Source organism: Hydrotalea sp. GW822-HT8A01 (assembly GCF_058798575.1).
The window spans coordinates 1,345,886-1,358,033 of the sequence record NZ_CM179506.1; the positions used below are offsets into that span (position 1 = coordinate 1,345,886).

The 12,148-nt window shown below is 36.4% G+C and carries 12 protein-coding genes; 11 read left to right on the forward strand and 1 reads right to left on the reverse strand.

Features of this window, described 5'->3' with window-relative positions:
• The first annotated feature begins 33 nt into the window (after positions 1-33).
• Positions 34-1,005 carry an NAD-dependent epimerase/dehydratase family protein gene (locus AC3QLY_RS05915; protein ID WP_074420764.1) on the forward strand — a complete coding sequence of 324 codons (972 nt, stop codon included), beginning with the start codon at positions 34-36 and terminating at the stop codon, positions 1,003-1,005.
• On the opposite strand, the gene AC3QLY_RS05920 is transcribed toward AC3QLY_RS05915, so the two are convergent.
• On the reverse strand, positions 1,000-1,953 hold the full coding sequence (locus AC3QLY_RS05920) for a UDP-3-O-(3-hydroxymyristoyl)glucosamine N-acyltransferase (protein WP_074420763.1): 954 nt from the start codon (positions 1,951-1,953) through the stop codon (positions 1,000-1,002). The two genes, AC3QLY_RS05915 and AC3QLY_RS05920, sit on opposite strands and share 6 nt — an antisense overlap.
• A gap of 519 nt (positions 1,954-2,472) precedes the next feature.
• Here AC3QLY_RS05920 and AC3QLY_RS05925 point away from each other — a divergent pair.
• The 10 genes from AC3QLY_RS05925 (at position 2,473) to can (AC3QLY_RS05970) (ending at position 12,132) form a co-directional block, all read left to right on the forward strand.
• Positions 2,473-3,072 carry a pseudouridine synthase gene (locus AC3QLY_RS05925; protein ID WP_074420762.1) on the forward strand — a complete coding sequence of 200 codons (600 nt, stop codon included), beginning with the start codon at positions 2,473-2,475 and terminating at the stop codon, positions 3,070-3,072.
• Between the two features lie 219 nt (positions 3,073-3,291).
• Positions 3,292-4,809, forward strand: a complete 1,518-nt coding sequence (gene lysS, locus AC3QLY_RS05930; protein ID WP_218330962.1) for a lysine--tRNA ligase — start codon at positions 3,292-3,294, stop codon at positions 4,807-4,809.
• A gap of 118 nt (positions 4,810-4,927) precedes the next feature.
• Positions 4,928-5,302, forward strand: a complete 375-nt coding sequence (locus AC3QLY_RS05935; RefSeq protein ID WP_218330961.1) for a DoxX-related protein — start codon at positions 4,928-4,930, stop codon at positions 5,300-5,302.
• Positions 5,303-5,448: 146 nt separating this feature from the next.
• Positions 5,449-6,258: an LPS export ABC transporter ATP-binding protein gene (lptB, locus tag AC3QLY_RS05940; RefSeq protein WP_074420760.1), complete on the forward strand. Its 810-nt coding sequence runs from the start codon at positions 5,449-5,451 to the stop codon at positions 6,256-6,258.
• Positions 6,259-6,307: 49 nt separating this feature from the next.
• Positions 6,308-7,831 (forward strand): GH3 auxin-responsive promoter family protein, encoded by a 1,524-nt coding sequence (locus AC3QLY_RS05945; protein WP_075051508.1) that lies wholly within the window; start codon positions 6,308-6,310, stop codon positions 7,829-7,831.
• A 99-nt stretch (positions 7,832-7,930) separates the two neighbouring features.
• On the forward strand, positions 7,931-8,686 hold the full coding sequence (gene fabG / locus AC3QLY_RS05950) for a 3-oxoacyl-[acyl-carrier-protein] reductase (protein WP_075051520.1): 756 nt from the start codon (positions 7,931-7,933) through the stop codon (positions 8,684-8,686).
• A gap of 79 nt (positions 8,687-8,765) precedes the next feature.
• Positions 8,766-9,065, forward strand: coding sequence for a hypothetical protein (locus AC3QLY_RS05955; RefSeq protein WP_074417841.1), 300 nt, complete (start codon positions 8,766-8,768; stop codon positions 9,063-9,065).
• Positions 9,066-9,239: 174 nt separating this feature from the next.
• The gene (locus AC3QLY_RS05960) at positions 9,240-10,814 is read left to right on the forward strand and encodes a SulP family inorganic anion transporter (RefSeq protein ID WP_288071414.1); all 1,575 of its coding nucleotides are present in this window, start codon (positions 9,240-9,242) and stop codon (positions 10,812-10,814) included.
• Positions 10,801-11,433, forward strand: a complete 633-nt coding sequence (can, locus tag AC3QLY_RS05965) for a carbonate dehydratase (RefSeq protein WP_074417839.1) — start codon at positions 10,801-10,803, stop codon at positions 11,431-11,433. The genes AC3QLY_RS05960 and can (AC3QLY_RS05965) overlap by 14 nt, the downstream gene beginning before the upstream one ends.
• Positions 11,434-11,499: 66 nt before the next feature.
• Entirely contained in the window at positions 11,500-12,132 is a 633-nt protein-coding gene (gene can, locus AC3QLY_RS05970; protein WP_218330959.1) for a carbonate dehydratase, read from the forward strand.
• The last annotated feature ends 16 nt before the right edge of the window (positions 12,133-12,148 follow it).

A 12,148-nucleotide genomic window follows, 5' to 3' on the forward strand; every position in this document is an offset into this window, starting at 1 on the left:
ATTGTGTTTAAATTGTAATTAATAAAAACTGCTATGATTTTAGTAACCGGAGGTTCAGGTTTATTGGGCACTCATTTAATTGAGGAGTTACTGCGAAGAGATTTTTCCGTAAAAGCAATCTATCACAACAACATGCCCCCTCATCTGGCCAATAAATTAGAATGGGTAAAGTGCGATATATTAGATGTGGAAGCGTTATCTGCTGCTATGGAAAATGTGGAACAGGTTTACCATTGTGCAGGACTTGTTTCTTTTAATCCGGCCAAGAAAAAGTTGTTGTACAAAGTAAATGTAGAAGGTACCGCTAATGTGGTGAATGTTTGCTTAGAAAAAAACATAAAAAAATTAATTCATGTTAGTTCAGTAGCTGCGCTGGGTAGAATGCGGGAAGGCAGACCTGTTTCTGAAAGAATGAAATGGAGCATGGCCACCAGTAACAGTGAATATGGCAGAACAAAATACTTAGGCGAAATGGAGGTATGGCGCGGAATCGGCGAAGGGTTGAATGCCGTAATTTTAAATCCTTCCATGATATTGGGGGCAGGCGATTGGAATACCGGCTCTACAGAATTATTTAAAAAAGTATACCATGGTTATTCCTGGTATACAGAGGGCACCAGCGGTTTTGTAGATGTAAAAGATGTAGTAAGATCCATGCTCATTTGCATGCGTGGTACTTGCAACAAAGAACGTTTTATAATTAGTAGTGAAAATAAAAGTTACAAAGAAATTTTAACAAGCATTGCCCATCACTTTGCTGTAAAACCACCACATAGAAAAGTAACTCCTTTTTTAGCAGAAATAGTTTGGCGAATAGAAGCAGCAAAAGCATTTTTTACGAAACAAGAACCGCTGATTACAAAAGAAACGGCTAAAACTGCATTAACAAAAGTTACATACGATAATCTCCGCTTTCTTACCTATGCTGTAAATTTTGAATACACACCCATTGATGCAGCCATTGAAAGAATATGTGGTGAGTTAAAAGCTAAGTATGGATTATGATGGTGTATCCATTACTTTTTTCCATAACTCCGGAATTCTTTTTATCCAAACCAATTCTCTTCTTTTAACTGCGGCCTCCTGTGTGGGGGTACCCCAATACACTTTATTACCTTCTAAATCGCTCGGTACTCCGCCCTGTGCTAGTACAACAGCATTTTCGCCAATGGTTAAAGTTTTGCTTACACCTACCTGCCCCCATAAAGTAACCCCATCTTCAATTACCACAGCGCCTGCAATTCCTACTTGTGCAGCAAACAAACAATTTTTGCCAACAAGGGTATCATGCCCAATATGTACCTGATTGTCTAAAACAGAACCCCGACCAATTCTAGTTTCAGAAGTTACACCTCTGTCAATGGTACAACCTGCGCCTATTTCCACATAATCTTCAATTACAACATGCCCGCAACTTTTCATGCGCTTAAACCATACAGGTCTGTTTTTTTTTGTATTATAATAAAAAGCATCGCTGCCAATTACGGTGCCTGATTGTATTACAACATGATCTCCAATAATACAGTCATCACCAATGGTAACATTGGGATGTATGATGGTGTTTTTACCGATTACAACATGATTGCCAATATAACAATTGGGCATTACCACACTGCCTGCTCCAATTTTTGCTGAACTACTAATTGCTTTTTCTGAAGGTGTAAATGGTTTAAAATAATCTACAATTTTTAAGTACGCTTCAAACGGATCGGCTGTGTACAACAATGCTTTTCCTTCCGGTATTTGTACTGCTTTGCTATTAATAATTATAACACTGGCAGCACTTTGTAAACAAGTGTCATAATATTTTGGATGATCTACAAATACAATATCACCTTGTTCAACTTTATGAATTTCATTTATACCGGTGGGGGTTACAGCAGCATTGCCAACAACTTCAGCATCAATCAATGTTGCCATCCAGGTTAAGGTTACAGGTGTAGGAAATTTCATAATTCTATTTATGAGTGTAAAATGCAAAGTTAAATCTGCTTGCTGTTATAAATTTTTTTGTTGCAGAATAAATATAAACGTTGTGTTTTTTATGTAAAAACGCTTCGATTTTTTAATTTGTTATTCAAAATTTATAAAACAGTTTCTTTTGAAATGCACTGTTCATCGATATTACAGCTATTTGTAAAAAGTTAAATGCAAACAATTGAAAGTAGTGCGCTATAGTTTTTAGAACAAAAATTTTGAAGATCTGTACTCCGCTATTCACATTTTTTTTAAAGATGTGAATAAAATAGTTTGCAATTTTTTTTGTATTGGAAAAAACTCTTTATAATATTGTGGTGGGAATTGTATTCCCGTACTTACTAACCCATCCATATATAAAGTCCCGCTTCTGCGGGATTTTTATTGTAATAGAAAATCAACACCATCCATTCAAAAAAAATAGTGCAAGTTTAAACATAAAAAATTGGATGTACATTACAAATGTTGCATTAAAAAACAACTTTTACAAATTGTATGAAACACACTGTTCATCAATATTTCATTATTTATAAACCATTTCAGGTATTATCGCAGTTTACAGCAACGGATGATAAAAAATGTTTGAAAGATTTTTTTTCGGTTCCTGATAATGTATACCCTGTTGGTCGTTTAGATTTTGATAGTGAAGGCTTATTGCTGCTCACCAACGATAGCAGCATCAATAAGAAATTATTAGATCCTGCATTTGCGCATGAACGTGAATATTGGGTACAAGTAGATGGCGCTATTACACCTGACGCAATCTTTCAATTACAAAATAGTGTAAATATTCAGGTAGATGGCAAGCAATATCGAACTTTACCCTGCAAAGCTGAGCTGCTTGTAACTGCACCACAGGTGCCCGATCGTTTTCCACCCATACGATTTCGAAAAAATATTCCGGCACCCTGGATTAAAATAATTTTGAAAGAAGGCAAAAACAGACAGGTGCGTAAAATGACGGCTGCTGTTGGATTTCCTACCCTACGGCTCATTCGCCACAGAATTGGACATTTAACATTGGGGGGCTTATTGCCGGGAGAAATGCGAATATTACATGATACAGAGATATCGAGGTTTTTTTGCGGCAGATAAATTAAGGAGCAGACGAACTGTTTAAATGTATCCATAAACAATGGTTTGTATTGGTGCCTGCTACCAACACTCATTTTTTGTGAATAGCATTTGTAAAGATTTATTTCCTTTGAAACACGATTTCATTGAAACAAGTGCTGGTTGAATAAAAAGTAATGCAACGCTGCGAATGGCATAGCTGCTTTGCACTTATCTTTGCAGCCATTAATTTTCTAAGTTATGAGTGTACAACTGAGTGAACAAGAGCTAATTCGCAGAGAAAAATTAGCAAAATTAAAAGCAGCAGGCATAGAACCTTATCCTGCAGCCTTATACCCCGTTACACATTATTCATCTGATATTAAAGTCAACTTCAGTGAGGAAAATAAAGATAATTTTCAAAACGTTTGTGTGGCCGGCCGAATCATGAGCATCAACGATAAAGGAAAAGTTTTCTTTATAAAAATTCAGGATAGCAAAGGTATTTTTCAGTTGTATGTAAAGCGCGATGATATTTGCCCCGGTGAAGACAAAAGCTTTTGGGATGATGTAATTAAACATGGTTTAGACCTTGGTGATATTATTGGTGCAACCGGTTTTGTGTTCATAACAAAAACCGGTGAAACCTCATTACATACACAAACCATTACACTGCTTACTAAATCATTAAAACCACTTCCGGTTGTAAAGCGCGATGATGAAGGGAATGTGTATGATGAAGTAACCGATCCGGAATTCAGGTACCGCCAGCGGTATGTTGATTTAATCATTAATCCTTCTGTAAAAGAAAATTTTGTGCAGCGTACGCAACTCATCAATACCATCCGCACATTTTTAAATGAAAAGGGTGCATTGGAAGTAGATACGCCGGTATTACAGCCTATTCCCGGTGGTGCAGCTGCAAAGCCCTTCATTACCCATCACAATGCATTGGATATTCCATTGTATTTAAGAATTGCAAACGAATTATATTTAAAAAGATTAATTGTTGGCGGATTCGATTGGGTGTATGAGTTTAGCCGAAACTTCAGAAATGAAGGGATGGACAGAACACACAATCCTGAGTTTACAGTATTGGAATGGTATACTGCTTATAAAGATTATTTCTGGATGATGGAAACAACCGAACAACTCATGGAAAAAATTGCATTGGCTTTGCATGGTACCACTGAAGTGCAGGTGGGTGAAACAATCATTAATTTCAAAGCGCCTTATAAACGCATCAGTATTTTTGAAGCCATTCAGGAAAATACAGGTATTGATATTAGCCAAATGGATGAAGCCGGCCTGCGTGCAGTTTGTCAGCAACTGCATATTGATGTTCCAGGCAATATTGGAAAAGGAAAATTAATTGATGAAATTTTTGGTGCTACCAGCGAACACAAATACATACAACCTGCTTTTATTATTGATTATCCGGTTGAAATGAGCCCGCTTACCAAAAAGCATCGCAGTAAAGCCGGTTTGGTTGAACGTTTTGAATTGATGGTGAACGGAAAAGAAATTGCCAATGCTTACAGCGAATTAAACGATCCGATCGATCAGCGGGAACGCTTTGAAGAGCAACTGCAATTAATGCAACGCGGCGATGAAGAAGCCATGTATATTGATTATGATTTTTTACGTGCATTAGAATATGGTATGCCTCCTACTTCGGGTATAGGAATTGGTATTGACAGGTTGTGTATGTTAATGACCAACCAGCCTTCTATACAAGATGTTTTATTATTCCCCCAAATGCGGCCAGAAAAATTATAAAAATTAAATAGCCATTAATTTATAACCACTAACACCTCTTTTCGAGGTGTTTTTTTTGTGCCACTTGCAAATATGAAAAATGATTTTTACCTTAAAGCCTAAATCAAAACTCCTAACTATGAACAAAAACATGGTTTCTCGTATTTCCAGTATTGTATTTGCATTGGTAATAGCCGTATTTGGCATTAATCATTTTAGAATGGGTGATGCAATGGCAGGGTATGTTCCCGGTTACTTGCCTGTTGCAGTTTTTTGGGTATATCTGGTAGGTACAGCTTTAATTCTGGCAGCTATTGCTATTATTATTAACAAACAAACCCGTTTAGCCTGCTATTTATTAGGGCTTATGCTGTTTTTGTTTGTAATATTATTGCATTTGCCCGGAATGATGCATGCCACTGACCCTCAAATGAAAGCTATGTCAATGACCATGCTATTAAAAGATTTAGGATTGGCTGCCGGTGCTTTCTATATCGGTTCACACAATCAATAAAAGGCAATTGGCGGTTATAAATTTTTCCCGGCAATTGACCACTGCCGGGATTTTTTATGTGCAGTTCTATCATAATCTTTCGCTAAATCAATAAATTCGCAATAATATCAATGTTCTCCATCTATTTTTGCTAAAAATATTATTCATTGAGTTTAACCATACATACAGAAGCATTAGTAAAAAGTTACAAGGGCAGAACCGTTGTAAGCAAGGTAAGCGTAAATGTAAAACAAGGCGAAATTGTTGGGTTGTTAGGTCCCAACGGCGCCGGTAAAACCACAACGTTTTACATGGTAGTGGGCTTAATTAAGCCCGATGAAGGACGTGTTTTTTTAGATACTGCCGATATTACAAAATTACCTATGTATAAAAGGGCACAAATGGGTATTGGTTACCTGCCGCAAGAAGCCAGTGTATTTAGAAAATTAACCGTACAAGATAATATAATGGCTGTTTTGGAAATGACGAATCTTTCTAAAAAACAGCGTCATGAAAAATTAGAACAGTTGCTCAATGAATTTAATTTACATCATGTAAGACATAATAATGGCGATAGTTTAAGCGGAGGTGAAAGAAGACGTACGGAAATAGCACGTGCACTGGCTGTTGATCCTAAATTCATATTATTAGATGAGCCCTTTGCAGGGGTTGATCCCATTGCTGTAGAAGATATTCAAACAGTAGTAGCCAAATTAAAGTATAAAAATATCGGCATCCTCATTACCGATCACAATGTAAATGAAACCCTGTCTATTTGCGACCGGGCCTATTTGCTGATTGAAGGGAAGATATTTAAACATGGCACAGCCGAACAATTGGCGCAGGATGAAAAGGTACGCCGTTTATACCTCGGTACTAACTTTGAACTGCGCAGAAAAGACTGGATTATTGAAATGGAAAGAGATAATGCCATGAAACAAACCACTGAAGGTTTTACAGAAGCGATAGAAGAATAATCTTTTTACTGTAAAATTGTTTACTTAAATTGCTGCAACCCCTATTTGAATGAAACTGCTTAGTCCTGCCATATCAAGATTTGCACGGTTGCGAAACTGGCGTATTGAACAGTGGATGCAAAATCCCATTGCTACCCAGCGCGATGTGTTGCAAGATTTGGTTACCCACGGGCAGTTTACGGAGTTTGGCCGAAAATATGGTATGAATAATTTATTCACCATTAAAGAATTTAAACAACGGATACCCATTAACGAATATGAAGATTTAAAGCCTTACATTGAAAGACTGATGCAGGGCGAGCAAAACTTATTATGGAATACACCGGTTTATTGGTTTGCCAAAAGTAGCGGCACTACCAGCGATAAAAGTAAATTTATTCCCATTACAGAAGAAAGTTTACAGGATTGCCATTACCAGTCTGCGAAAGATGTGCTTAGCCTTTATTATAAATTTAATCCGGAAAGCGACTTACTAACGGGGAAGGGATTGGTGATTGGTGGAAGTCATCAAATCAGTCCTATTAATGATGAGGCTCAATATGGCGATTTAAGTGCCGTATTGTTACAAAACACGCCAATGTGGGCTTCGTGGATACGCACCCCCGAATTATCCATTGCATTAATGGATGAGTGGGAAAGTAAAATTGAATATTTGGCACAAACCACTATTCAGGAAAATGTAACTTCTATTTCCGGAGTGCCTACCTGGACTTTATTGCTGATTAAACGTATTCTTGAAATTACCGGAAAAAATACTTTGAGTGAGGTTTGGCCGAATTTAGAATTATACTTGCATGGTGGTGTTTCCTTTGTTCCTTATCAGGAACAATTTAAAAAGCTGATTGGGAAAAGTATATTTTATTTAGATTTATATAATGCCAGTGAAGGTTTTTTTGCTGCACAAAACGATGCACAGGAAGAAGGCATGTTACTGTTTTTAGATTATGGTATTTTTTATGAATTTATGCCTGTTGAGGAATATGGAAAACAAACACCCATTACTATTGGATTGAAGCAGGTAGAAATAGGAAAAAACTATGCACCGGTTATTTCAACCAATGGCGGTTTATGGCGCTATCTCACCGGCGATACTATTCAGTTTACATCAATATTCCCTTTTAAAATAAAAGTAAGTGGGCGGTTAAAACATTTTATCAATGCCTTTGGTGAAGAATTAATTGTAGATAATACTGATAAAGCCGTAGCCATTGCTGCCCAAAAAACAAATAGCATTATAAGTGAATATACTGCAGCCCCTGTATATTTTAACGATGAACAAAACGGTGCACATGAATGGCTGATAGAATTTGAAAGGCCGCCCCAAAATATGGAACATTTTGCATTTGAATTGGATTGCGCTTTAAAATCTTTAAATAGTGATTACGAGGCCAAACGCCAGAAAGATATTGCCTTACGGAAGCCCATTGTACATGCTGTTCAAAAAAATATTTTTAATGGATGGTTGCGGAACAAAGGCAAATTAGGCGGCCAACATAAAGTGCCTCGCTTGTCGAACAACAGAATATATGTGGATGAATTATTACAACTTATGCGGGAAGAGTTTAAACAATAATATTATTTTTATCCCACAAAAACAGTATTCGAAAGAATGAATGCAATGCAAACACATTCATCACACTCATTATCAAAACATAAAACAAGTGTATCTTTTATGAAATTGTTAGAAGGAAAAACAACCGTAATTACTGGCGCAGCCAGAGGCATAGGAGCCGCAATTGCTTTAAAATTAGCCGAACAGGGAAGTTATATTGCTTTTACCTATGTTAGTGATAGCAGCGCAGATAAAGCAGCCGAACTGGTAAAACAAATAGAAGCAATGGGTGTAAAAGCTAAAGCTTATCAAACCAATGCAGCCAGCTATAGTGATTCAGAATTGTTCATTAATGAAGTACTAAAAGAATTTGGAACCATTGATGTTTGTGTAAATAATGCCGGCATATCAAAAGATAATTTGTTATTGCGTATGAGTCCGGATCAATGGAATGATGTAATCAATACCAACTTAAATAGTGTGTATAATGTTACCAAACAGGTAATTAGACCCATGATGAAAGCCAAAGCCGGCAGCATTATCAACATGAGTTCTATTGTTGGCATTCGTGGCAATGCCGGACAAAGTAGTTATGCTGCCAGTAAAGCGGGTATCATTGGTTTTACAAAATCAATTGCTGCTGAGTTAGGTAGTCGTAATATTCGTTGCAATGCCATTGCACCCGGATTTGTTGAAACCGATATGACTGCTTATTTGAAAGAGGGCGATGCAGGTAATACATTCCTCAGTAAAATACCGTTGGGCCGTTTTGGTAAACCAGAAGAAATAGCCAACACAACCCTTTTTTTAGCGAGTGATTTAAGCAGTTATATCACCGGTCAGGTGTTGAGTGTATGCGGCGGATTGAATATTTAATTCAATAAAATTTGCTACCCTATGTAATTTTATGATTTAAGCAACATATTCTTTTTTAAATTTTGTTATTTTCGCTGCGATGCTAAAACCACTGATCGCTGCTTTTTTATTAATAACTATTTCCCTGCAAATCATTCCGATTAAGCAGGTGGGTGCGCTTTTATTCAATAATTCCATTACCGAAGAGTTGGCACATGGCCAAGGTCTTGAAAAAGATACCATCAAAAAATTCAATTTTTTGTATAATTTGCTTTATAACACTAATCAGCATTTCAATATCCTTTCCTTTAACGCATTGGATGTTTACATTCAACGCTCCGAGAAACTTCCCATTCAATTCAGTCCCGATATTTTAGTGCCTCCCCCCAACAAGGCCTAATGCAATCACAATCCGGATTGCAAGTATGCTCCACATTTTACCAATGATCATGCGTTTAATTCAATTATAATAATTATTAGGCATGCTTATCAATAAATACAGCATAGTTCTGTGTATGCAATACCGGAAGCCTGCATTTCTTTTTATTCTATTAAATTGTAATTAAACATATTCATGAAAAATTATTTCCGTTCTGCCGGAAAAGATATTCCGGCCTCTATTGTAGTGGTATTGGTAGCATTGCCCTTATGTTTGGGAATTGCTTTGGGATCAGGTGCACCATTGTTTTCAGGTATCATTGCTGGAATTGTAGGAGGTATTGTGATTGGATTATTAAGTGGTTCACATTTAAGTGTTAGTGGACCTGCTGCCGGCCTAACCGTTATTGTTGCAACGGCTATTGCCAAATTACAAGTGTATGAAGCATTCTTACTGGCTGTTGTAATAGCAGGAATATTGCAGGTGGTGTTGGGTTTTATAAAAGCGGGCATTCTGGGCGATTATGTACCCAATGCAGTGATAAAAGGCATGTTGGCTGCCATTGGCATTTTACTAATTTTAAAGCAAATGCCACATTTAGCAGGTTATAATTCCGATTTTATTGGTGATGAATCGTTTAAAGAAGCAAATTCGCAAAATACATTTACCGCTTTCGAAAACTTTGCTTCAAAAATAAATGAAGGTGCATTATTGATAGGGGTAGTTGCTTTATTAATTTTAATTGTTTGGGATGTTTGGATTGTAAAAAAAATTAAAAAAGTGCAATTGATTCCCGGGGCATTACTGGCTGTAATTGCAGGCACATTCATGAATGAATACTTTAAAACAAGTATACCTTTTATAGCGCTGCAATCAAACCATTTGGTAACCCTGCCTGTAGCAAAAGATGTTATCAGTTTTCTCTCTTTCTTTACCTTTCCTGATTGGTCGTTCATTACCAACAAAGAAGTATGGATTGCTGCCGTAACCATTGCCATTGTTGCTTCATTAGAAACGCTGTTAAGTATAGAGGCTATTGATAATTTAGATCCTTTAAAACGGGCAACACCTACCAACCGTGAATTAAAAGCACAAGGGGTGGGTAATTTAATCTCCGGTTTAATAGGCGGTATACCTGTTACTTCAGTTATTGTAAGAAGTTCTGCTAACGTATATGCAGGTGCAAAAACTAAACTTTCTGCAATTCTGCATGGGTTACTGTTATTGTTGTTTGTATTATTTATTCCTGAAATCATTAATCATATACCGCTAAGCGCATTGGCTGCTATCTTAATTTTTACCGGATATAAATTGGCTAAAGTTTCTTTGTTTAAAGAGTTTTACAAAAAAGGATTAGACCAGTTCATTCCTTTTGTAGTTACCATTCTTGCTATTTTATTAACCGATTTGTTAATTGGAATATTAATTGGGTGCGGAGTGGCATTGTTCTTTTTAATTAGAAGTAATTTTCATTCTGCTGTTTTGGTGGTGAATGATACCAATAACTATTTAATCAGATTACGGAAAGATGTATCATTTTTAAATAAGCCTATTATCAAACAAAAATTAGAGGAAATTCCTGAAAATTCTTTTGTACTGATTGATATTACCAGGGCTGATTTTATTGATAAAGATGTGATAGAAGAAATTAATCATTACATGCAACATGCACATCTGAAAAATATTAAGGTAGAAGTTAAGAAAAGCCGGAACAAAAGCATGCACCAATTATTTTCACAACCAAATGAATTAAAATATGAATTCAATTGATAAATTATTTTTAGAAAATAAAGCATGGGCCAATGAACGCAGGAAAGATGATCCTTCATATTTTAAACGCCTTAGCAAAATTCAAAGACCCGAATTTTTATGGATTGGTTGCAGCGATAGCCGGGTGCCCGCCAATGAAATAACCGGTACCGATCCTGGTGAAATTTTTGTACACAGGAATATTGCCAATATGGTGGTACATACCGATTTAAATTTGTTGAGTGTATTGGGGTATGCTGTGCATCATTTAAAAGTGCAGCATGTAATTGTATGTGGTCATTATGGTTGTGGTGGTGTAAAAGCTGCTGTTACACAACATAATTTTGGCATCATCAACAAATGGCTGCGCAATATAAAAGATGTAAAAAGGCTGCATCAATCTGAAATTGAACAATTACCAACCGAAGAACAACAACTAAACAGATTAGTTGAATTGAATGTAGAAGAGCAGGTGATTAATTTAGCCAAAACTTCTATCATTCAAAAGGCATGGCAGTATCATCATCGTCCAAGCTTGCATGGTTGGGTATACAATTTGGAAGACGGGTTATTAAAAAAAATAAAAGAAATACAACCAAATGATGTAATCGATGACTTATACTGTTACGATAATTTGTAAAACTGTTTTCTAAATGCCTATCAATACCTTTATGGTACTAATTTATTCACTCAAATTAATCATTTTATGAAAGTTTACGAGCAATTATTAAAAAACAATGAAGAATGGGCCAAGAAAAGAGTAAGTGATGATCCTGAATTTTTTTCAAGATTAGCACACTTACAAACCCCACAATTTTTATGGATTGGTTGCAGCGATAGCCGTGTGCCTGCCGATATGATTACCGGTACACAGCCGGGCGAAATTTTTGTGCATCGGAATATTGCCAATATGGTGGTGTATACCGATGTTAATTTGTTAAGCGTTTTAGAATATGCCGTGAATCAGTTAAAAGTGCAGCACATTATAGTTTGTGGGCATTATGGCTGTGGTGGTGTTAAAGCGGCCATGACCAAACATAGCCTGGGCATTATCAACAAATGGCTGCGTAATATTAAAGATGTATATCGTTTTCATAGGGAAGAGTTAGATGCCATAGCAGATGAAGAATCAAGAGCAGATCGGTTAACCGAGTTGAATGTTCGTGAACAGGTAATGAATCTGGCCAAAACATCAATTATTCAAAAAGCCTGGAAATATGAAAATAAACCACATTTACATGGCTGGGTGTATGGGTTAAAAGATGGCATTATACATCCTGTTTTTGAAATGACTTCCCGCACACATATTGATCCGTTGTATGAATATGATGACTTATAATAACAAATTAAAAATA

Excerpts from the sequence above, each read along its gene's own strand:
- AC3QLY_RS05915 (WP_074420764.1), top strand. The coding sequence starts at position 34 with ATGATTTTAGTAACCGGAGGTTCAGGTTTATTGGGCACTCATTTAATT.
- AC3QLY_RS05920 (WP_074420763.1), bottom strand. The coding sequence starts at position 1,953 with ATGAAATTTCCTACACCTGTAACCTTAACCTGGATGGCAACATTGATT.
- AC3QLY_RS05925 (WP_074420762.1), top strand. The coding sequence starts at position 2,473 with ATGAAACACACTGTTCATCAATATTTCATTATTTATAAACCATTTCAG.
- lysS (WP_218330962.1), top strand. The coding sequence starts at position 3,292 with ATGAGTGTACAACTGAGTGAACAAGAGCTAATTCGCAGAGAAAAATTA.
- AC3QLY_RS05935 (WP_218330961.1), top strand. The coding sequence starts at position 4,928 with ATGAACAAAAACATGGTTTCTCGTATTTCCAGTATTGTATTTGCATTG.
- AC3QLY_RS05945 (WP_075051508.1), top strand. The coding sequence starts at position 6,308 with ATGAAACTGCTTAGTCCTGCCATATCAAGATTTGCACGGTTGCGAAAC.
- fabG (WP_075051520.1), top strand. The coding sequence starts at position 7,931 with ATGAAATTGTTAGAAGGAAAAACAACCGTAATTACTGGCGCAGCCAGA.
- AC3QLY_RS05955 (WP_074417841.1), top strand. The coding sequence starts at position 8,766 with ATGCTAAAACCACTGATCGCTGCTTTTTTATTAATAACTATTTCCCTG.
- AC3QLY_RS05960 (WP_288071414.1), top strand. The coding sequence starts at position 9,240 with ATGAAAAATTATTTCCGTTCTGCCGGAAAAGATATTCCGGCCTCTATT.
- can (WP_074417839.1), top strand. The coding sequence starts at position 10,801 with ATGAATTCAATTGATAAATTATTTTTAGAAAATAAAGCATGGGCCAAT.
- can (WP_218330959.1), top strand. The coding sequence starts at position 11,500 with ATGAAAGTTTACGAGCAATTATTAAAAAACAATGAAGAATGGGCCAAG.